Source organism: Conexibacter woesei DSM 14684 (genome assembly GCF_000025265.1).
Lineage (GTDB): Bacteria > Actinomycetota > Thermoleophilia > Solirubrobacterales > Solirubrobacteraceae > Conexibacter > Conexibacter woesei.
In genome coordinates this window covers 5,315,984-5,336,213 of the sequence record NC_013739.1, presented here as the reverse complement: position 1 = coordinate 5,336,213, position 20,230 = coordinate 5,315,984, and the positions used below count along the sequence as shown (strand labels likewise).

The 20,230-nt window shown below is 73.6% G+C and carries 21 protein-coding genes; 14 read left to right on the top strand and 7 right to left on the bottom strand.

Annotated features, from left to right (window positions below; genetic code table 11):
* Position 1: 1 nt before the first annotated feature.
* From CWOE_RS33075 to CWOE_RS25095, 6 genes are all read left to right on the top strand, one after another.
* Entirely contained in the window at positions 2–796 is a 795-nt protein-coding gene (locus CWOE_RS33075) for a cyclase family protein (protein ID WP_012936468.1), read from the top strand.
* Positions 793–1,560, top strand: a complete 768-nt coding sequence (locus tag CWOE_RS31420; RefSeq protein ID WP_012936467.1) for a cupin domain-containing protein — start codon at positions 793–795, stop codon at positions 1,558–1,560. The genes CWOE_RS33075 and CWOE_RS31420 overlap by 4 nt, the downstream gene beginning before the upstream one ends.
* Positions 1,557–2,216, top strand: coding sequence for an RraA family protein (locus CWOE_RS25110; protein WP_012936466.1), 660 nt, complete (start codon positions 1,557–1,559; stop codon positions 2,214–2,216). Before CWOE_RS31420 ends, CWOE_RS25110 begins: the two co-directional genes overlap by 4 nt.
* Positions 2,213–2,584: a RidA family protein gene (locus tag CWOE_RS25105; protein ID WP_012936465.1), complete on the top strand. Its 372-nt coding sequence runs from the start codon at positions 2,213–2,215 to the stop codon at positions 2,582–2,584. The genes CWOE_RS25110 and CWOE_RS25105 overlap by 4 nt, the downstream gene beginning before the upstream one ends.
* A 191-nt stretch (positions 2,585–2,775) precedes the next feature.
* Positions 2,776–2,979, top strand: coding sequence for a cold-shock protein (locus tag CWOE_RS25100; protein ID WP_012936464.1), 204 nt, complete (start codon positions 2,776–2,778; stop codon positions 2,977–2,979).
* A 91-nt stretch (positions 2,980–3,070) separates the two neighbouring features.
* On the top strand, positions 3,071–3,712 hold the full coding sequence (locus tag CWOE_RS25095; RefSeq protein ID WP_148261149.1) for a hypothetical protein: 642 nt from the start codon (positions 3,071–3,073) through the stop codon (positions 3,710–3,712).
* 20 nt (positions 3,713–3,732) lie between these two features.
* Here CWOE_RS25095 and CWOE_RS25090 read toward each other — a convergent pair whose 3' ends face one another.
* The 4 genes from CWOE_RS25090 to CWOE_RS25075 form a co-directional block, all read right to left on the bottom strand.
* Positions 3,733–4,470 carry a lipoate--protein ligase family protein gene (locus tag CWOE_RS25090; protein ID WP_012936462.1) on the bottom strand — a complete coding sequence of 246 codons (738 nt, stop codon included), beginning with the start codon at positions 4,468–4,470 and terminating at the stop codon, positions 3,733–3,735.
* A gap of 31 nt (positions 4,471–4,501) precedes the next feature.
* Positions 4,502–5,575, bottom strand: a complete 1,074-nt coding sequence (locus CWOE_RS25085; protein WP_012936461.1) for a 3-deoxy-7-phosphoheptulonate synthase — start codon at positions 5,573–5,575, stop codon at positions 4,502–4,504.
* Positions 5,576–5,643: 68 nt separating this feature from the next.
* On the bottom strand, positions 5,644–6,681 hold the full coding sequence (locus CWOE_RS25080; protein WP_012936460.1) for an SIS domain-containing protein: 1,038 nt from the start codon (positions 6,679–6,681) through the stop codon (positions 5,644–5,646).
* Positions 6,678–7,625, bottom strand: a complete 948-nt coding sequence (locus CWOE_RS25075) for an ROK family protein (protein ID WP_012936459.1) — start codon at positions 7,623–7,625, stop codon at positions 6,678–6,680. Before CWOE_RS25075 ends, CWOE_RS25080 begins: the two co-directional genes overlap by 4 nt.
* Before the next feature lie 150 nt (positions 7,626–7,775).
* Between CWOE_RS25075 and CWOE_RS25070 the strand changes: the two genes are divergently transcribed.
* The 6 genes from CWOE_RS25070 (at position 7,776) to CWOE_RS31410 (ending at position 14,172) form a co-directional block, all read left to right on the top strand.
* Positions 7,776–9,038: an ROK family transcriptional regulator gene (locus CWOE_RS25070; RefSeq protein ID WP_012936458.1), complete on the top strand. Its 1,263-nt coding sequence runs from the start codon at positions 7,776–7,778 to the stop codon at positions 9,036–9,038.
* Positions 9,035–10,174 carry a C45 family autoproteolytic acyltransferase/hydolase gene (locus CWOE_RS25065; RefSeq protein ID WP_012936457.1) on the top strand — a complete coding sequence of 380 codons (1,140 nt, stop codon included), beginning with the start codon at positions 9,035–9,037 and terminating at the stop codon, positions 10,172–10,174. Before CWOE_RS25070 ends, CWOE_RS25065 begins: the two co-directional genes overlap by 4 nt.
* The gene (locus CWOE_RS33675; protein WP_012936456.1) at positions 10,171–10,962 is read left to right on the top strand and encodes a polysaccharide deacetylase family protein; all 792 of its coding nucleotides are present in this window, start codon (positions 10,171–10,173) and stop codon (positions 10,960–10,962) included. The genes CWOE_RS25065 and CWOE_RS33675 overlap by 4 nt, the downstream gene beginning before the upstream one ends.
* A 110-nt stretch (positions 10,963–11,072) precedes the next feature.
* On the top strand, positions 11,073–11,921 hold the full coding sequence (locus tag CWOE_RS25055) for an ATP-binding cassette domain-containing protein (protein ID WP_201447060.1): 849 nt from the start codon (positions 11,073–11,075) through the stop codon (positions 11,919–11,921).
* Positions 11,918–12,994: an ABC transporter permease gene (locus tag CWOE_RS31415; protein WP_012936454.1), complete on the top strand. Its 1,077-nt coding sequence runs from the start codon at positions 11,918–11,920 to the stop codon at positions 12,992–12,994. Before CWOE_RS25055 ends, CWOE_RS31415 begins: the two co-directional genes overlap by 4 nt.
* Positions 12,995–13,014: 20 nt before the next feature.
* Positions 13,015–14,172, top strand: coding sequence for a substrate-binding domain-containing protein (locus CWOE_RS31410; RefSeq protein ID WP_012936453.1), 1,158 nt, complete (start codon positions 13,015–13,017; stop codon positions 14,170–14,172).
* Between the two features lie 42 nt (positions 14,173–14,214).
* On the opposite strand, the gene CWOE_RS25040 is transcribed toward CWOE_RS31410, so the two are convergent.
* Together CWOE_RS25040 and CWOE_RS25035 are read right to left on the bottom strand one after the other, a co-directional pair.
* On the bottom strand, positions 14,215–15,138 hold the full coding sequence (locus CWOE_RS25040; protein ID WP_012936452.1) for an acyl-CoA desaturase: 924 nt from the start codon (positions 15,136–15,138) through the stop codon (positions 14,215–14,217).
* A 78-nt stretch (positions 15,139–15,216) separates the two neighbouring features.
* The gene (locus CWOE_RS25035; protein ID WP_236262156.1) at positions 15,217–17,391 is read right to left on the bottom strand and encodes an MMPL family transporter; all 2,175 of its coding nucleotides are present in this window, start codon (positions 17,389–17,391) and stop codon (positions 15,217–15,219) included.
* Between the two features lie 177 nt (positions 17,392–17,568).
* Here CWOE_RS25035 and CWOE_RS31405 point away from each other — a divergent pair, with 177 nt between their 5' ends.
* Positions 17,569–18,309 (top strand): TetR/AcrR family transcriptional regulator, encoded by a 741-nt coding sequence (locus CWOE_RS31405; RefSeq protein ID WP_012936450.1) that lies wholly within the window; start codon positions 17,569–17,571, stop codon positions 18,307–18,309.
* Between the two features lie 194 nt (positions 18,310–18,503).
* On the top strand, positions 18,504–19,079 hold the full coding sequence (locus tag CWOE_RS25025; RefSeq protein WP_012936449.1) for an urea carboxylase-associated family protein: 576 nt from the start codon (positions 18,504–18,506) through the stop codon (positions 19,077–19,079).
* A 22-nt stretch (positions 19,080–19,101) separates the two neighbouring features.
* On the opposite strand, the gene CWOE_RS25020 is transcribed toward CWOE_RS25025, so the two are convergent.
* On the bottom strand, positions 19,102–20,220 hold the full coding sequence (locus CWOE_RS25020; protein ID WP_012936448.1) for an acetate/propionate family kinase: 1,119 nt from the start codon (positions 20,218–20,220) through the stop codon (positions 19,102–19,104).
* Between the last annotated feature and the right edge of the window lie 10 nt (positions 20,221–20,230).

The window sequence follows — 20,230 nt, the reverse complement described above, 5'->3', positions numbered from 1 at the left end:
GATGACCGCTTCATCCATCAGCGCCGCGGCCGGCATCGCCGCGCCGTCGACCGACCGCCCCGGCACGCGCGAGGTCTACGACCTCAGCCTCCCGTTCCGGCGCGACATGCCCTCGTACTACTTCTACGAGAACCGCTACCAGCCGCCGATGTTCACCGTCTTCAGCCACAAGGAGGGGACGCCGCTGGGGCCGGAGACGAAGGACGGCTACGTCACGCACGTCTCGTTCCTGACGCACACCGGCACGCACGTCGACGCGCCGCGTCACTTCCGCGACGACGGCCAGTACCTGCACGAGGTGCCGGCCGACCGCTGGCTCGGCGAGGGCCCGATCCTGTCGGTCCCGAAGGAGGAGATGGAGCCGATCACGGCAGAGGACCTGGAGCGCGCCTGCGCGGAGTCCGGCCTCGACGTCCGTCCCGGCGACATCGTCGGCATCAACACCGGCTGGCACCGCCGTTTCTGCGGCCCGGGCGAGGACCGCGACCAGGCGATCGAGTACATGGAGCGCAACCCCGGGCTGTCGAGAGAGAGCGCCGAGTGGCTGGTCGCGAAGGGGATCGTCACCGTGATGATCGACTCGCCGGCGATCGACTGCGCCCGCTTCATGCCGTACGGCGACTCCTCGTTCCAGAGCCACTACGCGCTGTTCGCCGAGAACGTGCCGGCGGTCGAGGGGCTGGGCGGCCAGCTCGACGAGGTGACGGGCAAGCGCTGCCTGATCAGCTGCGCGCCGGTCCGCTACGAGAACGGCGACGCGTTCCCGCTGCGCGTCCTGGCGAGCCCGCTGCCATGAGCGCCGCCACGCTGATCCCCGCCGCCGGACCGCTCGCGGACGCGACCGCCGGCGGCCACCTGGAGCTGGTGAGCCAGTTCGAGGTGCTGCCGGGCGGCCACGTCAACCCCCACAGCCACCCGACGCACGAGTTCTACCTCGTCCGCTCCGGCCGCGGACTGATGACCGTCGGCGAGCGCGCGTGGGAGATCGTCCCGGGCGACCTCGTGACGATCCCGTCCGAGGTCGTGCACAGCCTGGAGCCGGTCGGCGACGAGCCGATCCGCTGCTTCTGCTTCGCCGTCGGCGACGCGGGAGCGGGTCCGGTCGACTACGGCACCGACGGCACCGAAGACGCGAGCGGGCTCGCGTCCGCCGACCGGTCCGCGCTCGCCGACTCGCCCGACTCGCCCGTCGAGTCCGCACCCGCGACGCTCCCGCCGCTCCAGGTCCGCAACCCGCGCGACCACGAGCCGGCGATGGAGCACCTCGGCACGGTCGCCGTCTGGTGGACGGTCCCGCCGCGCGAGCTGCGCGACGCGACGCTTGGCGGCAGGCTGACCGCGGTCACGCGGCACGACTGGACCGCGGGCGGGAAGCGCGACATACCCGCGTCCCCCGCGCTGCGCGTCTACTGCGTGCTCGACGGCGTCGGCGAGGTCGTCGCGGGCGACAGAAGGAGAGCGCTCGGCGACGACGACGTCGTGCTCCTCGCGCCCGGCGTCGCGCACCGCTTCGACGGCCCGCTCTCCCTGATCGCGATCGACTACGAGGTGACTGCATGAGTGCCCTGGCCCGTGACGCGGCTTTCGCCGCGCGTCTGCGCGCGTTCGACAGCGCGACCGTCTACGAGGCGAACGGCCGCGTCGGCGCGATGGAGCCGGGGATCGTCCCCCAGCTCGCCGGCCAGCGCGTCGCCGGCCGCGCCCGCACGGTCCTCTGCTCGCCGCGCGACAACCTCGCGCTCCACCACGCGGTCGCCGCCGCGGAGCCCGGCGACGTGCTCGTCGCCAACGCGCTCGACGCGCGGATCGGGATGTGGGGCGAGGTGCTGACGATCGCCGCGCAGGCGCGCGGCGTCGCCGGCCTCGTGATCGACGGCGCGGTGCGCGACATCGACGCGATCCGCGCTCTCGGCTTCCCGATCTTCTCGCGCGCGCTGGCGATCGCCGGCGCGACGAAGGACGTGCCGGGCGAGCTGGACCAGCCGATCGCGTGCGGCGGCCAGCTCGTGCGCCGCGGCGACTGGGTGCTCGCCGACGACAGCGGCGTCGCCGTGCTCCCCGACGACCGCGTGGAGGCGGCGCTGGCCGCCGCGGAGGCGCGCATCGACGGCGAGACGCGCGTGATCGAAGGACTGCGCGGCGGCCAGACGACCGTCGAGCTGCTCGGGCTCGCGCCCCTTCCCACCACGAACACCACGATGGAGACCCCTGCATGAAGACGATCGAGCTGCCCGGCCTCAGCGCCGCGCCCCTCAACGCCGCGACCGTCGTCGACGGCACGATCTACACCTCCGGCCAGGTCGGCCGCGACCGCGTCAGCGGCGAGACGCCGGCCGACCTCGAGGGCCAGGTGCGCGCGACGATCGCGAACCTCGAGTACGTGCTGGAGGCGGCGGGCGGCTCGCTCGCGACGGTCGTCAAGACCGTCGTCTTCCTCACCGACGCGAGCGACTTCGCGGAGATGAACCGCGTCTACGCCGAGCTGATGCCGCAGCCGTACGCGCCGCGCTCGACGGTCGTCGTCGGCCTCGCGCACGACTACCTGAAGTTCGAGATCGAGGTGATCGCGCGCGTCGCGTCCTGATCCGAGACCTCGGGGAACGGGAATCGGTCCCGTTCACGACCTGGTGACTTGCAGTCTTCTCTCCGGCTGCTACTGTCACGCTATTCGAGCTGGATCGTTCGATCCGGCAAAGTAGTGTCAGCGCTCGTAGTCGTTGCATCTAGCACCTCCGCGTTCGCAGCACACGAAAACCCCGTGGAGGACACGGAACAATGGCTACAGGAACCGTCAAGTGGTTCAGCGACGACAAGGGCTTCGGCTTCATCACCCCTGATGACCAGTCGAAGGACCTCTTCGTCCATCACACCGGCATCATCAGCGACGGCTACCGCTCGCTGCCCGAGGGCGCGAAGGTCTCGTACGACTCCGAGCCCGGCCCGAAGGGCCCCAAGGCGGTCAACGTCCAGCAGATCTGAGAGCGCTGAGCTCACACGACTGTGTCTTTCGAGGCCCGCCACCGGCGGGCCTCGCTCGTTTCTGCGGCTGCACTGCGCCATCATGGAGTGCATGACCAATCCTCCGCCCACGCGCAGCGTCAAGTTCTCCGACGACGAACGGGGCGGTTGGTCCTCCGATCGTCCCCGCCGTGACGGCGCTCCCAGCCGTCCGGCCGACGTGACGGTCCGTTGCCATGTGCTGTCGCCGACCGACCGCATGCGCTACACGCCGGGCAGCCTCGTGATGATCCTGTCGCCGGCCGCCGCCGAGCGCGACCGCTTCGCGAGACGCACGCTGCTGGAGGACCAGGCCGCCGTCCTCGGGCTCGACAAGGTCCGCGGGCTGCTCGCCGGCCGCGTCCCCGAGGAGCAGGTCGAGGAGCGCGCCGTGCAGCTGCTCGACGCCGCGGCGCACAAGCGCTTCGAGGCCGGTGAGTCGGTCGTGATCGCGGCGGACACGCTGGAGTGGGAGGAGCGCGACCACTGGGTCCGCATGGCCGCCCAGTTCCGCCGCCCGCGCCACGCGATCCTGATCGAGGTCGCGCGCGACCAGGTCTCCGACGACGACCGTCCCGCGCTCAACGAGCTGCGCCGCCGGCTCGACAGCGGCGAGCTGGGCGACGAGGGCTTCCACACCGCCCTGCGGCTCAGCGGCCCGACGATCGGCGAGCTGAAGCGGATCGTCTTCCGCCCGCCGCCGCGCGACGAGTAGCGGCGCGGTCGGCGCCCGGCTCACTCCACCGCATGCCGCTCGCGCAGGCGCTCGGCGGCGGCGAGGGCGGCGGACGAGAGCGGGATCTCCGCCACCGGGCCCCGCGCGGTCAGCTCGTCGCGCAGCGCGGCGGCGACGGCGTCGACCGTCGTGCCGGCGGCGACGTCCTCGACCGCGCCGACTGTCGCCGGGTCGAGCGGCAGCTGGAGCGCCGCGTGGACGGCGGTCAGCACCTCGCGCGCGCGGTCGCCGCCGGTCACCAGCAGCAGGCCCTCGGTCCAGGTCGCGTCCTTCTTCACGCGCTGCGAGAGGCCGGCGAGCTTGACGCCGCCGGCGTGCAGGCTCCAGTCGCCGGGGCAATACTCGTCGGGCAGCTGCCCCCGCTCCGCGGCCACGCCGACGCGTGCCAGCGCCCCCCGCACCAGCTCCGCCAGCCACGTGAAGCGATCGGTCGTCGTGATCGAGCCGTCGTCGGGCTGCGCGATCCCGAACGAGAGCGCGCCCTCGTGGATCGCGGCGGCGCGGCCGCCGCCGACCCGCAGCGTCGGCTCGAACCCGCGTGCCCGCGCCGCCTCCACCGCCGCCGCGAAGCCGGGCCGGATCCGGTCGAGCCGGCCGAACGAGAGCGTCGGCGCCGGACGGTCGATGCGGAAGACGGGCGGCGTCGCGCGATCGGTCGCGGCGACCTCCAGCAGCCCCGCACCGACCGCCACGTCGAGCACGGGGTCGTCGGAAAGCGAGACGGTCAGCAGCTGCACGGCGCGGTGGTCGCGTCGACCGGCGCCGGCGTCAGGCGGTGCGGCGCGCTCTCGCCGCGGCGGCGAGGCCGGCGAGCACGTCGACCGTCGTCTCCCAGTCGATGCACTTGTCCGTGATCGACTGGCCGTACGTGAGGTCCTTGCCGTCGCCGAGGCTCTGGCTGCCGGCGACGAGGAACGACTCCAGCATCACGCCGACGAGCGCTCTGTCGCCGCCCGCGACCTGCTCGGCCAGCGCCTGCGCCACGAGCGGCTGGCGCTCGTGGTCCTTGCCGCTGTTGTCGTGCGAGGCGTCGACGATGACGCGCTCGCGCAGGCCGGCGGCGTGCATCGCCGACAGCGCCTCGGCGACCTGCGCCGGCCCGTAGTTCGTCATGCCGCGCCCGCCGCGCAGGATGATGTGGCAGTCCGGGTTGCCGCGCGTGGTGAAGACGGCCGGCGTTCCGGTCACGTCGACGCCGGCGAAGGTGTGTGGCGCGGCGCCGGCGCGGACGGCGTCGACCGCGACGCCGACGTTGCCGTCCGTGCGGTTCTTGAAGCCGACCGGCATCGACAGGCCCGAGGCGAGCTGGCGGTGCGTCTGGCTCTCGGTCGTGCGCGCGCCGATCGCGCCCCAGGCGACGGTGTCGGCGATGTACTGCGGGATGATCGGGTCGAGGAACTCGCAGCCGACCGGGAGCCCCAGCTCCAGCACCTGCAGCAGCAGTCTGCGCGCCATCCGCAGGCCGGTGTTGACGTCGTTGGAACCGTCGAGGTGCGGGTCGTTGATCAGGCCCTTCCAGCCGGTCGTCGTGCGCGGCTTCTCGAAGTAGACGCGCATCGCGACGCACAGGTCCTGCTTGTGCTCGGCGGCGACCGGGGCGAGCCGGCGGGCGTACTCCAGCGCCGCGTCGGGATCGTGCACCGAGCACGGCCCGACGACGACGAGCAGCCGGTCGTCGGCGCCGTCGAGGATGCGCGCGGCGTCGCCGCGCCCGCGGACGACGACCTCCGCCTGGGCGTCCGTCAGCGGGAGCTGGTGGAGCATCAGCGCGGGCGTCACGAGCGGGACGACATGGGCGATGCGCTGGTCGCGGACGTCGTCGAGGTGTCGAGTGATGCTCACCTGGCCAGGATACCCGCGCGCGCCGGGCCGGGGGACCGTGGGCGGGTGGCGGCGGCGGCCGCGGGCGCTCAGTACGTCGCGGTCACCTTCGACAGCGACGGCGGCGCGTCGGGGTCGAGGCCGCGCGCGAGCGCGAGCGAGCGCGCGAGCTGCTGGCCCCGCACCGTCGCGACGATCGCCGCGAGCGGCTCCGGCAGAGCGCCCGGGAGCGGCAGCTCGGCGCCCGCGTCCGGCGCGCAGCGCGCGAGCGCCGCGCCGCGCGCGGCGACCACGTCCGCCAGCTCCTCCAGGTCGCCGGACGCCGGGCCGCCCGCGTCGAAGCCGAGCACCGCGACGGCGGGGCCGACGGCGGCGATCGGCCCGTGGCGCAGGTCGGCGGCCGACAGTCCTTCGGCGAGGATCCCGGTCGTCTCCTTCACCTTCAGCGCCGTTTCCAGCGCGACCGCCTGGAGCAGGCCGCGGGCGGTCACGACCATCCGCTCGGCGTCGCGCCAGCGGGCGGCGAGCAGCTCGGCGGGCGCGGGATCGGCGAGCGCCGCGGCGACGGCGGCCGGCAGCGCGGCGAGCGCTTGGTCCGCTCCCGCCCCGAACGGCAGCGGCCCGAGCGCCGCCGCGACGGCGGTCACGGCGAGCAGCTGCGCGGTGACGGTCTTGGTCGCCGGGACTGCCAGCTCCGGCCCGGCGCCGAGGCCGATCGCGACGTCGGCGGCGGTGCCGAGCGGGCTCGCGACGTCGTTGACGATCGCGACGCAGCGCGCGCCGCCGGCCCGGACGCGCTCGCACAGCGTCACGATCTCCGGCGTCGCGCCCGACTGGCTGAGTGCGACGACGAGGTGGCCGGAGTAGTCGGTGCGGGCGTCGTAGCGCGTGTGGAGGCTCGGCGCCGCGAGGCCGGCGGGGCGCCCGGACGTGAGCTGCGCGAGGTAGCGGCCGTGGACGGCGGCGTGGTCGGAGGAGCCGCGCGCGGCGAAGACGACGCCGGCGAGCGGTCGCGGGACGACGGCCGCGACACGCGCCGCCTCGGCGCTGAAGCGCGCGGAGAAGCGCGCCAGCACGTCCGGCTGCTCGGCCATCTCGGCCGCCATGATCGAACCGGCGGCGCTCATGCGGCCCGCTCCCCGGCGGGCAGCGGCACCGACGCCAGCTCGACGCCGACCGCCCCGAGCGCGAGCGCGACGGCGCCGAGCAGCGCGCCGTCGTCGGAGAAGCGCGCCCGCACCAGCTCTGGTGGGAACGGGACGACCTCGGCCAGCCGCGCGGCCAGCGGCGGCAGGATCCGCGCCTCCGATCTGAGCAGCCCGCCGCCGAGCGCGACGCGCGCGGGGTCGAGCAGCACGATCGCGTTCGCGAGGTGGGTGAACAGCTCGTCGAGCGTCTCCTCGACGAGTGCGCGCACCGGCGGCAGCTCGCTCGCGAACGCCTCGGCGGCGCTCATCGGGCGGCCGGCGAGCGCGCCCCCGCGCTCGCCGATCGAGCGCCCGCCGGCGACCTCCTCGAGCGTCGGCGGGCCGGCGGCGGCGCGGTCGCGGGCGTTGTAGCCGAGCTCGCCGGCGGCGCCGTGCGCGCCCGCGAGCACGCGGCCGTCGGCGACGAACGCGGCGGCGAGGCCGGTGCCGAGGTTGAGGAAGAGCGCGGGGTCGCTGCCGCGCAGGCTGCCCCACAGCGCCTCGGCCAGCCCCGCGGCCTTGACGTCGGTCCCGACGACGGCGCGGGGGACGCCGAGCCCGTCGCGCAGCAGCGATTCCAGCGCCAGCTGCTCCCAGCCCGGGACGTTGGGGGCGAGCACGATCCGATCGGGCAGGACGACGCCGGGGCTCACGGCGCCGACGGCGGCGCACTCGGCGCCGACCGCGGCAGCGCCGCGATCGAGCAGCCGGCGCGCGGCGGCGAGCGCGCGCTCGACCGCCTGCGGGGCGCCGCGCGCGGCGTCGGTCTCCAGCAGCGCCGAGTCGATGATGCGGCCGTCGTCGGTCGCGACGGTGGCGAGCGCGATCTTCGTGCCGCCGAAGTCGATTCCGAGGACGAAACCGGGAGGGGTTGACCAGGACATTCTTGTGAGGATACTTTTCTAACAAATGCGGAGTCAATCGATCAGTCAACGCGAGCCGGGCCGGCGCGCCCGGCGCGGGCCCGGCTGCGGCGCCCTGCGCGCGGCGGCGCGGCCGACCGCGTCGCCGTCCCGCCCTAGACTCAACGGCCGATGAGCAGGGGGCCCGAAGGCAACAGAGCGGCACGCGCGATCCCGCGCCCGGGTGGTGGGCAGCAGCCGGGCACGCCGAGCCTGCTGCGGACGATCAACGAGCGCTCGTTGCTCGACCTGCTGCGACGCGAGGGGTCGATGTCGCGGCCGGAGCTGGCGCGCGAGACCGGCCTCTCGAAGCCGACAGTCTCGCTCGCGCTCGGCAAGCTGGAGGCGGCCGGGCTCGTGCGCGAGGCCGGCAGACACTCGCACGCCCGCGGTCGCGCCGCCGTCGTGTACGAGCCCGAGACGCGCGCCGGCTTCGTGCTCGGCGTCGACATCGGGCGCGAGTTCGTGCGCGTCGCGGTCGCCGACCTGGCCGGCGTCGTCGTCGCGCGACGCGACGCCCGCAACGGCGCGCGCAGCGCCGCCTCGGTCGTGCGCGCGGTCGAGCGGCTGGCGCGCGAGGTGGTCGACGCGGCCGGCCTCGCGTGGGTCGACATCGTCCACACCGTCGTCGGCAGCCCCGGCACGTTCGATGCCGCCAGCGGCCGCATGCTGCTGGCGCCGAACCTGCCCGGCTGGGGCCGGCGCGGGCTCGTCGAGGACCTGCGGCGGGTGCTCTCGCCGAGCCTCGCGGTCGAGAACGACGCCAACCTCGCCGCGCTCGGCGAGCGCTCCTACGGCCACGGCGCCGACGCGGACACGTTCGTCTTCATCACGCTCGGGACCGGCGTCGGGATGGGCATCGTGCTCGACGGCGAGCTGTACGCCGGTGCGCACGGGATGGCCGGCGAGATCGGCTTCCTGCCGCTGTCGGGCGATCCCGGCAGCCCGCCCGACCGCGTCCGCGGGATGGTCGAGGACGTGCTGTCGGCGGAGGGCGTCGTGCGCTCCGCCCGCGAGCTGGGGATGACCGGTGTCGAGACGGCGAAGGAGATCTTCGCCGCCGCCCGCAGAGGCGACGAGCTGGCGCTGCGGACGGTCGAGCGCGAGGGCGAGCGGCTGGCGCTGATCGTCGCCGCCGTCGCCGCGATCGTCGATCCGCAGCTGGTCGTGCTCGGCGGTGGGATCGGCACGAACTTCGAGCTGTTGCGCGGCGCGCTCGAGCGCGAGCTGGAGCGGATCACGCCGCTGCGCACGCGCGTCGTCGACACGATGCTCGGCGAGGACGCGGTCGTGCTCGGCGCGATCGCGACCGGGCTCGACGTCGCGCACGAGCTGGTCTTCGAGCAGCGTACGACCGGCGTGCGGGTCGCCGCCGCCCGCCGGAGCGGCACGTGACCGCGCACGTGCCGTGGGTGGTCGAGGGCGTGCGCGCCCACCGCTCACCGCCGGCGGCGCCGTACGACCGCGGTCGCGCGCTCGGGCGCGCCCAGCCCGACGCGGTCGCCGCGACGGTCTCCTTCTACCGCCGCATCCTCGCGCACGACTTCGGCCTCGGCGACGCCGACCTGGCGCGCGCCGGCGCCGCCCTGCGCGATCGGCTCGCCGCGCTCGGCCACGCCGCGATGACCGAGGAGATCGAGGGGATCGCCGACGGCGCCGGGATCGAGCGCGAGCTGCTGCTGGCGGTCAACGCCCGCACCGAGCTGATCGCCGGCGGCCGCTACGCCTGCGCCCCGGGCGGTCGCGGCGCCTACCGCGGGCCGCTCGCCGAGTGCTCCACGATCGGCGCCGAGTCCGCGCGCGGGGTGGACGGGCACGTGCTGCTCGCGCAGAACTGGGACTTCCACCCCGACCTGCGCGACGCGCGCCTGCTGTGGCGGATCGACCTGCCCGGCGGCGGCTGGCTTTGCACGTTCACCGAGGCGGGGATCCTCGCCAAGCTCGGTCTCAACGACGCCGGTGTCGGGATCGCGCTGAACTTCCTCGCGACGGCCGACGACGGCGGCCTCGGTGGCCTGCCGATCCACCTGCTCGGGCGCGCGCTGCTGGAGCACGCGCGCGACCTCGACGGCGCGCTTGCGCTGGCGCGCGAGACGCCCGTGACGGCCTCTTCCACCTACACGGTCGCGACGCCGGCGGGCGTCGCCGCGGCGGAGATCACGCCGCGCGGGACGCGGGTCGTGGCGGCCGACGGCGGGCTGCTCGTCCACACCAACCACTTCCTCGACCCCACCGGCGTCGACGACCTCGCGACCGGGCCGGACGGCATCGCCGACAGCCCGGTGCGGCGCGGCGAGCTGCTGCGCCTGCTCGCCGACGGCGCCGTCGCGCCCGCCGCGGCGATGGCGGCGCTCGCCTCGCACGCGCACGCGCCCGGCTCGGTCTGCACGCACCGCGAGGGCGACGAGCACGACTGGATCGACCGCGTGCAGACGCTCGCGTCGGTGGTGATGGACGTGACCGCGCGGCGGATGTGGGTCGCCGGCGGGCAGCCGTGCACGGCGCCGTTCGTCGAGGTCGCGCTCTCGTGAGCCGGCCGGGCGCGTTTGCCGGCGCGACCGTCTGCCTGACGTTCGACGTCGACGCCGAGTCGGTCTACGACGCGCGCGAGCGGGTCGGGCTCTCCAGCGTCTCGCACGGCCGCTTCGGGATCGTGCGCGGGCTGCCGCGGCTGCTCGGCGTGCTCGACCGCCTCGGGCTGCCGGCGACGTTCTACGTGCCGGGGATGACGGCGCGGCGCTACCCCGACGCGATCCGCGCGCTCGTCGCGGCCGGCCATGAGCTGGGCCACCACGGCCACCGCCACCTGGAGTCGCTCGGGCGCCCGCTGGAGCAGCAGGCGCGCGAGCTGGACGAGGGGCTGGCGGCGTTGGACGACGTCGCGGGGGTGCGGCCGGCCGGCTACCGCTCGCCGTCGTGGGAGCTGACCGCGGAGACGCTCGGGCTGCTCGTCGACGCCGGCTTCGCGTGGGACAGCAGCTGCATGGGCGACGACCGCCCCTACGTCGAGCGCCATGGGGAGCTGGAGATCCTGGAGCTGCCGGTGCATTGGTCGCTGGACGACTGGCCGTTCTTCGGCTTCGACGCGGTCGCGGGCGGGCGGATCGCCGCGCTCGGCGCGTGGCTGGAGGCGACGCGCGGCGAGATCGCCCATGCCGCCGCCGAGCGGCGCGCGGTGACGATCACGATGCACCCCGAGGTGATCGGCCGCGGCTACCGCTTCGCCGCGCTGGAGCGGCTGCTGCAGGAGCTGGCGGCCGACGACGCGGTCCGCTTCCTCGCCCACCGCCAGCTCGCCGCCGAGGCCCTCGCCACCTAGTCGCCGGGCACCGTCCTGGATTGGTGTCCCAGGACGACACCAATCCAGGACGATGAACACCGGCCGGCGCGCTTGACACCCCATGAGCGGGTGGGTAGGTTTGCCACATGATGGAAGGAAAGCTTCCTTACACTAAGCCCGCGCCGGCCGCCACCGACGGCGCGTCCGCCACCACCGGCGCCGCCACCACCGGCGCCACCGCCGCGGCCACGAGTGCGCCGCCACTCCTCTCCGCCCACGGGCTCGTCAAGCGCTACGGCCACGTGACCGCGCTCAACGACGTCTCGGCCGAGCTGCACGCGGGCGAGATCGTCGCCGTCGTCGGTGACAACGGCGCCGGCAAGTCGACGTTCGTCTCGATCCTCTCCGGCGTGCAGGCGCCGGACGAGGGCGGGTTGCGGCTCGACGGCAGGCCGATCGCGCTCGACTCGCCGCAGGCCGCCTACGACCTCGGGATCGCGACCGTCTTCCAGGACCTCGCGCTCGTCGACCGCCGCGACGTCGCCTCCAACCTCTTCCTCGGCCGTGAGCCGCGCCGCTTCGGCGTCGTCACCGACCGCAAGCGGATGGTCAAGGAGGCGCGCACGGTGATCGACCGGATGCGCGTCGGCCTGCCGAGCGTGCACGCGCTCGCCGGCGACCTCTCCGGCGGCCAGCGGCAGGCGGTCGCGATCGCCCGCGCGGTGATGCGCGGCAGCCGCGTGATCCTGCTCGACGAGCCGACCGCCGCGCTCGGCGTCAGAGAGTCGCGCCGTGTCGTCGAGCTGATGGGCGAGCTGCGCGCCGAGGGCCACGGGGTGCTCGTGATCAGCCACAACATCGAGAGCGTCCTCAGATTCTCCGACCGGATCATGGTCTTCCGCCTCGGGCGCAAGATCGCCGACCTCGTGACGGAGCGGACGACGCGCCAGGAGGTCGTCGAGTTGATCGTCGCCGGAGAGGCCGGAGGCCAGCCATGAGCGTGACCGAAGCCGTCGGCGCGACCGCGCCGGGGCCGGCGCCCGAGCCCGACTTCCGCCCGGCCGGCCGCCACCGCGTGCGCCGCCTGCTGGCCGGCCGGCAGACCGCGCTGACCGCCGTCGCGGCGCTGCTGTTCGTCTTCTTCTCGATCTTCGGGACGCGCTTCCTGACGCTCGACAACGTCTACGACATGGCCCGCATCAGCACGTTCCTGCTGATCGTCGGCGTGCCGCTGACGATGCTCTTCATCGCGAGAGAGATCGACATCTCGGTCGGCTCGCAGTACGGCCTCGCGACCGTCCTGATGGCCGTCTTCATCGTGAACTGGGGCCTGGACCCGTGGCTCGCGGCCGGCCTGACCGTGATCGCGGGCGGTCTGATGGGGTCGATCAACGCGGTCGTCTGCACGGTCGTCGGCGTGCCGTCGTTCATCTGCACGCTCGGCATGTACAGCCTGCTGCGCGGGCTCTCGTACGTGATCACGGGCGGGCAGCCGATCACCTATCCGATGGAGCTGGAGTCGAGCTTCTTCACGATCGCCAACGGCACGATCGGCGACTTCCCGGTCGAGGTGCTGTGGGCCGCCGCGGTCGTCGCGATCGGCGCCTTCGCGCTCCACTTCACGCCGTTCGGCGCGCACGTCTACGCGACCGGCGGCAACGACAAGGCAGCCCGCGCGAGCGGCATCTCGACGCGTCGCGTGCGCTTCCTCTGCTTCGTCCTCGTCGGCCTCTCGTGCGGCCTCTCGGGCGCGATCACGGGCGGCTGGCTGCTGGAGGGGAGCCCGTCGACGGGCACCGGCTTCGAGCTGCAGGTGTTCGCCGCGATCATCATCGGCGGCGTCGCGCTGACGGGCGGCGACGGCAGCATCTACGGGGCGGTCCTGGGCGTCGCGATCGTCGGGATGTTGGCCAACGGCCTCGTCCTGATCGGCGCGCAGGCGAACTGGAACGACTTCTTCGTCGGGCTGATCATCGTGCTGGTCGCGACGATCGAGGTGGCGATCAACCGCCGGTCGACGATCGCGCGGGCGCTGCGGCAGCTGCTGCCGCGCAATCGCACCGCCGGGTAATCGAGCAACAGGAGAGAGGGATGGAGCGAGCAAGCGAAGCGCCCGACGGGCGCGAGGACCGCCGTACGTCGCGCCGCAGGTTCCTGGAGGCGGCCGGCCTCGTCGGCATCGGCGGGCTGGCGCTGTCCGCCTGCGGCGGCGGTGACGACGACACCGGCGTCTCGACCGCGAACGCGAGCGGAAGCGGCACGTCGACCGCGGCCGCGAGCGGCGCGGCGGCCGGCCTGCTGGGCGAGCCGAAGAAGGTGATCTGGGCGCTCGCGGCGATCGCGCCGTGGAACCTCCAGCTCGACGTCGGCTTCACCGAGGCGACGCGGACGCTCGGCTGGGAGTACCAGAAGGTCGGCGTGCCGATCGCGCAGTACTCGGCCGAGTCGGTCGTCAACGTCGTCAGCCGCGCCGCCGCGGCGCGGCCCGACGTGCTCGTCACGCCGGCGTGGGTCCCGGGGCTGGAGAAGGTCGTGCGCAAGGCGCAGGACGACGGGATCCTCGTGATGTTCAACAACGCCAACAACCTGCCGGAGCTGTCGAACGAGCTGGGCATCGCGTTCATCGGCGCCGACGAGTACGAGGGCGGGAAGGCGCTCGCGCCGGTGCTGTTCGAGGCGATGAGAAGAGCCGGCAAGAGCGACGGCGTCGTGCTCGGCGGCCTCCCGTTCCCCGGCAACGACAACGTCGAGATGCGGCTGGAGGGCGCGCGCGACGGGCTGATGGAGCTGAACAGACTGCACGGCACGAACTTCGAGTACGAGCGCTTCATCGACGGCTCGGCGAGAGGCAACGCGCCCGCGCAGACGGCCTACAGAGCGAAGCTGCGCCAGCTCGGTGACGACGGCGTCGCCGGGATCCTGTCGATCTCCGACGTCAACGGCGTGATCCCCGCGCTGCGCTCCTCCGGCGTCGAGCCCGGCGAGATCCCGATCGGCACGTGGGACCTGCTGGAGTCGACGATCACCGGCATCGAGCAGGGCTGGGTCGCCGGTACCGTCAACGCGCAGCCCTACCAGCAGGGCTACATCCCGGTGATGCTCGCGTGGCAGGAGTTCGAGCGCGGCCAGACGCCGCGCGACTACGACAGCGGCGGCGCGATCGTCACGCAGGCGACGATCGCCGCGACGGCGAGAGCCGAGGCGATCATCCGCGACAAGGCGAAGGAGTACGACATCAAGCTGACGTGACCTGCGGCGTGCGGGCCGGCTGACCGTGGCGGGCGGGCCGTGTCAGACGGTCCGCTTCGCCTCCAGCTTGCGCTCGTCGACGCGCACGACGTCCCACGCCAGCCCGCACTTCTCCAGCAGCGCGATCACGCCGGCGGAGGGGTCGAGCTGGCCGCGGTCGACCCCGTGGCGGGCGGAGGTCGGGAACGCGTGGTGGCCGTTGTGCCACGCCTCGCCGAACGTCAGCGGCGCGAGCCAGGCGAGGTTGCGCGACTCGTCGCCGGTCTCGAACGGGCGCCGGCCGAAGAAGTGGCAGAGCGAGTTGATCGAGTAGGTCGCGTGGTGCAGCAGCAGCGTCCGCACCAGGCCGCCCCACAGGATCCCGGTCAGCCCCGCCTGCCATGAGATCCCACCGAGCAGGAAGCCGAGCGCGCCGGCGACGAGGAAGCCGCCGATCGCCCACCAGATGAACGTGCGGTCGACGAACGCGACGACCGGGTCCTTCATCAGGTCGGGCGCGTAGCGCTCCTTGCGCCCGCGCTGGGTGTGGATGAACAGCCAGCCGACGTGCGCGTGGAGCAGGCCGCGCAGCGCGCCGCGCCAGCCGTGGCCGTGGCCGACATGCGGGCTGTGCGGGTCGCCATGGCGGTCGGAGAAGGCGTGGTGCTTGCGGTGGTCGGCGACCCACGAGATCACCGGCCCTTCGATCGCCGCGGAGCCGAGTCCGGCGAGCACCGCGCGGACCGCGGGCGTCGTCTTGAACGAGCGGTGCGTGAACAGGCGGTGGAAGCCGACCGTGATCCCGAGGCCGGTCGCGACGTACATGATCGCGAGCACGGCGAGGTCGCTCCAGCCGAGCGCGACCGCCCACAGCTGCCAGGCGACGAGGCCCAGCGCCAGCACCGGCACGACGGTCACGAGGCCGGTGATGATCCGGTCGCGCGTCTCGTTCGCGACCGGCTCGACGTCGTCGGCGGTTGGCTCCACATTACGGAGCCTAACGCGCGGAAGGGCGGCGCTCGCGCGCCGCCCTTCCGTAAACGTCGTCGCTGTGGTGCGGACCGGCTAGGAGGTGACCTTCTCGTGTTCGCCGGTCTGCTGCTTGATCGCGGCTTCCAGCTCCGCCTCGGTCTGCGCGTCGACCTCGTGGCCGTCGAGCGAGATGTTGGGGAGCAGGCGGTCCATCCAGGTCGGCAGCCACCACGCCTTGTCGCCGAGCAGCTGCACGACGGCGGGCGCGATCACGAGCCGCACGACGAGCACGTCTATGAGGATCGCGAGGCCGAGGCCGAGGCCGAACATCTTCGCGATCACGTCGGGCTGCGAGACGAACGCGAGGAACACCGACGCCATGATCAGGCAGGCGAACAGGATGATCTTGCCGATCCGCGAGACGCCGTGTATGACGCTCTCGCGCGGACCGTCGCCCTCGTGGTACGCCTCGCGGATGCGGGAGAGCAGGAAGACGTTGTAGTCCATGCTCAGCCCGAACAGGATCGCGAACATCATCACGGGGACGAACGACATGATCGGCACGCCGGAGTCGACGCCGAGCAGACTCGCGCCCCAGCCCTTCTGGAACACCAGCGTCACGACGCCGTACGCGGCGCCGATCGACAGCAGGTTGAAGACCGCCGAGACGAGCGGCACCCAGACGGAGCGGAACGCCGCCATCAGCAGCAGCACCGAGAGGCCGATCACGATCGCGATGAACAGCGGCAGGCGCGAGGCGACCTTCGCCGAGAAGTCCTCGATGCCCGGCACCTGGCCGCCGACGTAGACCTTCAGGTCGGTGCCTGCGACCGCCGGCGGGATCACGTCGTCGCGCAGCTTGTGCACGAGTCTGGTCGTCGCCTGGTCCTGCGGCGCGGTCGTCGGCGTCACGAAGATCGTCGCCATCTCGCCGTCTCTCGACAGCTCGGCGGGCGACACGCTCTCGACGCCGTCGACTCTCAGAGCCGACGCGAGTCTGTCGAGGTTGGCTCTCTGGTCGTCGCCTCTTCTGACGTCGATCGCGACGAAGAACGGCGAGCTGGAGCCGGGCCCGAACGCCGTCGACAGCTGGTCATACGCCTGGCGCTGCGTCTTGGACTCCGGCTGGTTGCCGTCGTCCGGCTGGCCGAGGTGCATGCTGGTGACCGGGATCGCGAACGCGAGCAGGATCGCGACGCCGGCGGCGATCGACACCCACGGGCGCTTCGTGATCAGCTCGGCCCAGCGCGCGAACGCGGGCGAAGGCAGCACGTGCTCGGGCTTCTTCGGCTTCAGGCGCTTGGCGAGCGCGCCGATCATGATCGGCAGGATCGTCAGCGAGGAGACGACGACGCAGGCGACGGCGATCGCGGCGCCGAGACCCATCTTGCCGATCATCGGGATCCCGACCACGAGCAGGCCGGCGATCGCGACGATCACGATCAGGCCGGCGGCGACGACGGACGCGCCGGAGGTCGCGGCGGACTTCGCCGACGCGTCTGGGGGCGAGTCCCCTGCTGCGGCTTGTTCTCGGTATCGCCCGACGATCAGGAGCGCGTAGTCGATGCCGGCGCCGAGCCCGAGCATCATCGCGATCACGCCGGCGAATCTCGGCAGGCCGAGCGGGTCGGCGAGGATCGCGAGCAGGATCTGACCGACGACCACGCCGATCAGCGCACCGACGAGCGTCGCGAACATCGCGGCGCCGGAGCGGAACAGGAACGTCAGGAGCACGATCGCGAGCGCGATGCCGACCAGCTCGCCGACCGGCACGTCCTGCTCGGCGGCGACGTCGACGACGATGCCGCGCATCTCGACGTCGACGTCGCTGCCTCTGAGCGCGTCGTCGACGGTGCTCTGCAGCTCTCTGCCGTTCTCGGCTCTGACGTCGCCGAACTCGAGGTCGTAGCGGACGTCGGTCGTCGCGAGGCGGTCCGCGAACGCGTTGCCCTCGGCCGCGACGCGCTGGAACGGGTCGCCGACCTCGATCACGCCGTCGAGTCTTCTGACGTCGGCCAGCGCTCTGTCGATCGCCGCTCTCGACTCGGGCGCGGTGATCGTGCTCCCGTCGGGGACGGTGAAGACGAGCGTCGCGTCGATGCCCGCGAGCGCGGGAGCATGATCGCGGAAGAGGTCGGTCGCCTGCTGCGACTCGGTGCCCGGGACGTCGAAGTCGTCGGGCGGCTGGCTCGCCGTGCCGGCGAGTGCGCCGAGCGCGATCACGACGAGGATCGCGATGACGAGGCTGCGCTTCCAATGTTGAGTCAATGCGCGCGCTATGCGCGCAAGGAAGGACGACATCCGTGCTCCTGGTGGTGGGCGAGGGCGGAGGAGGCGCCTGAAGCGCCGGGGGACGGTATCACAGAGGCTGTAAGATTGCAGCTCATGCAACTTCGCAATGCGGGTAGAAGTTCGTCCAATGCAGCGGATCGCTAGGCTCGCGCCATGAGCGACAAGTTCGCCGACGTCGACGCAGCGGTCCTGCCGGCCTCGCCGCTGGCCGCGGTGGCGCGGCACGCCGCGGCCCAGCCGGGGCTGCGCGAGCGCAAGAAGCGGCGGACCTACGAGACGATCGCGCGCGTCGCACTCGACCTCTTCGACGCGCAGGGCTTCCGCGCGACGACGATCGCGCAGATCGCCGAGGCGGCCGACGTCTCGCCGCGCACCGTCTCGGCCTACTTCCCGGCGAAGGAGGACCTCGTCTTCCCGCACTCCGCCGACGCGATGGAGCGGCTGGAGGAGCGCCTGCGCGACCGCGGTCCCGGCGAGTACGCGGTCGACGCGCTGCGCTCGTGGATCGGCGAGCTGTTCGACGATCTCGGCGACAAGCACGAGCACGCCCGCGAGCGGACCCGGCGCGGCGTGATCGAGAGCGACGAGAACCTGCGCGCGTACGAACGCCGGCAGATGGAGCGGGCCGAGCGGCTGCTGGGCGACGCGATCGCGCGCGACCTCGGCACGACGCCCGACGACGTCGCCGCGCAGCTCGCGTCCGCCGCGGCGATCGGCGCGATGGCGGCGATCGGCAGAGTCCACGAGGAGCAGGGCGAGGTCGAGGACCCCGTCGCCCACCGCGACGCCGCGCTCGCGCTCGTCGACCAGGCGATCGTCTTCCTGCGCGGCGGCGTCAGCGAGCTGCGCGCGCATCGCGGCGAGCCGCCGCTGCGCGGCCCCGAGTCGGCGTAGCGCGCCGGCCCGCGCCCGCCGTTCCGCGGCGCTTGACAGCGACGGCCGCTGCCGCCTAGCGTTCGCGACGGCGCTGATCGTCCGTCGTTGCGCCGCAGCCCGGAAGGGCCGCACCGGCGACCTCCGTCGCAGGCGGGCACCGCGCGGTCAGTCCCGATCGCGCGACGTGCACCCCGACAGAGGAGACGACGCAGATGACGACGCGATCGATCGAGATCCCGCACGCGAGCGCGCGGCGGGTCGAGCTGGCGACCGGCGACCGGCTGCGGGTCGCGACGCCCGACGGCGCGCAGGGCGGCGACCTCAGCTTCCCCGGCTTCGACCAGGCGCTGACGCGCAACGTCAACGGCTGGGAGCGCTACGGGCGGCCGGTGATGGCGTTCCACGCCGACCCCGGGATGCGCCTCTACGACGGCGAGGGCGAGCCGGTCCTGCACGTCGTCGCGTGCGTCGGCGCCGGCCGCAACGACGTCGTGATGCCGGGCTGCTACCGCGAGCTGTACGCGGACGGGCGGCCCGGCTGCCGCGACCTGATCGCAGCCGCGCTCGGGCTCGAGCGGCGCGAGCTGACCGGGATGCTGTCGTTCTTCGTCAGCTCGCGCGCGACCGACGACTGGTACGACGCGCTGTCCGCATCGCAGATCGCGCCGGGCGATTCGCTCGTGCTGGAGGCGCTGCGCCCGACCGCCGTCGCGATCTCCGCCTGCCCCGACACGGAGATCCCCGGCTGGCGTCCGGGGGCCCTCCTCGCGGAGGTGACGCGCGGCTGAGGCGGCGCGCGCGGCCCGCTCGTCAGCCCGCGCCGCGCCGCCGCACGACCGCCGCCGTCTCCCGCGCGACCACCAGGTCCTCGCGCGCTCGGAGGACGAGCACGCGAACGTTCGCCCCCTCGGCGCCGATCTCGCAGTCGGGGACCGTGCGGCCGTTGCGCCGCGGGTCGAGCCGCACGCCGAGGTGGACGAGCCGCGCGGCGACTGCGGCGCGCAGGCGGGCCGAGTTCTCGCCGGCGCCCGCGGTGAAGACGAGCGCGTCGAGGCCGCCGAGCGCGGTGCTCTGCGCGGCGACCGCGCCCGCGACGCCGCGCACCAGCACCTCGAACGCGAGCTGCGAGCGGGCGTCGCCGTCCTCGGCAGCCGCCAGCACCTCGCGCAGATCGGAAGAGCGGCCGGAGATCCCGAGCAGGCCGGAGCGGTGGTTGAGGCCGTCGTCGAGCGCGTCGGCGTCGAGGCCGCCGCTGTGCTGGAGGTAGAGCAGGATTCCCGGGTCCAGTGCGCCCGAGCGCGTCGCCATCGGGACGCCGTCGAGCGGCGTGAACCCCATCGTCGTGTCGACCGAGCGGCCCGACAGCAGCGCGGTGACCGAGCAGCCGCTGCCGAGGTGGCAGACGACGAGTCGCCGCGCCGCGGGGCCGAGCAGCTCGCCCGCCCGTCCGGCGCACCACGACACGTTCAGCCCGTGGAAGCCGAAGCGGCGGATCCCGTGCGCGGCCGCCCACTCGCCCGGGATCGCGTACGTCGCCGCGGCCGGCTCGAGGGTGCGGTGGAATGCGGTGTCGAAGCAGGCGACCTGCGGCGTGTGCGGGAACGCGGCCCGCGCCGCGGCGATCCCCTCCAGCGCCGCGCGGTTGTGCAGCGGCGCGAGCGCCGCGACCTGCTCGATCGCGGCGACGACGTCGTCGCCGATCAGCGCCGGCGCTTCGAAGCGCGTGCCGCCGTGCACGACGCGGTGGCCGATCGCCTCGACCGCGTGGCCGGCGGCGTCGAGCGTCGCAGCGAGCGCGTCGCCGTGGCGGCCGGGCGTGTCGCCGGGGTCCCAGCGCTCCTCGCCGGCGGCGCTGACGCGGCCGTCGTCGCTCTCGACGACCGCGTGCTTGAGGCTGCTGGAGCCGGCGTTGACGACGAGGACGCGCATCGGCCGCGGG

Coding starts and splice junctions, on each gene's coding strand:
- CWOE_RS33075 (WP_012936468.1), top strand. CDS start 2: ATGACCGCTTCATCCATCAGCGCCGCGGCCGGCATCGCCGCGCCGTCG.
- CWOE_RS31420 (WP_012936467.1), top strand. CDS start 793: ATGAGCGCCGCCACGCTGATCCCCGCCGCCGGACCGCTCGCGGACGCG.
- CWOE_RS25110 (WP_012936466.1), top strand. CDS start 1,557: ATGAGTGCCCTGGCCCGTGACGCGGCTTTCGCCGCGCGTCTGCGCGCG.
- CWOE_RS25105 (WP_012936465.1), top strand. CDS start 2,213: ATGAAGACGATCGAGCTGCCCGGCCTCAGCGCCGCGCCCCTCAACGCC.
- CWOE_RS25100 (WP_012936464.1), top strand. CDS start 2,776: ATGGCTACAGGAACCGTCAAGTGGTTCAGCGACGACAAGGGCTTCGGC.
- CWOE_RS25095 (WP_148261149.1), top strand. CDS start 3,071: ATGACCAATCCTCCGCCCACGCGCAGCGTCAAGTTCTCCGACGACGAA.
- CWOE_RS25080 (WP_012936460.1), bottom strand. CDS start 6,681: ATGAGCGCCGCCGGTTCGATCATGGCGGCCGAGATGGCCGAGCAGCCG.
- CWOE_RS25075 (WP_012936459.1), bottom strand. CDS start 7,625: ATGTCCTGGTCAACCCCTCCCGGTTTCGTCCTCGGAATCGACTTCGGC.
- CWOE_RS25070 (WP_012936458.1), top strand. CDS start 7,776: ATGAGCAGGGGGCCCGAAGGCAACAGAGCGGCACGCGCGATCCCGCGC.
- CWOE_RS25055 (WP_201447060.1), top strand. CDS start 11,073: ATGGAAGGAAAGCTTCCTTACACTAAGCCCGCGCCGGCCGCCACCGAC.
- CWOE_RS31415 (WP_012936454.1), top strand. CDS start 11,918: ATGAGCGTGACCGAAGCCGTCGGCGCGACCGCGCCGGGGCCGGCGCCC.
- CWOE_RS31410 (WP_012936453.1), top strand. CDS start 13,015: ATGGAGCGAGCAAGCGAAGCGCCCGACGGGCGCGAGGACCGCCGTACG.
- CWOE_RS31405 (WP_012936450.1), top strand. CDS start 17,569: ATGAGCGACAAGTTCGCCGACGTCGACGCAGCGGTCCTGCCGGCCTCG.
- CWOE_RS25025 (WP_012936449.1), top strand. CDS start 18,504: ATGACGACGCGATCGATCGAGATCCCGCACGCGAGCGCGCGGCGGGTC.
- CWOE_RS25020 (WP_012936448.1), bottom strand. CDS start 20,220: ATGCGCGTCCTCGTCGTCAACGCCGGCTCCAGCAGCCTCAAGCACGCG.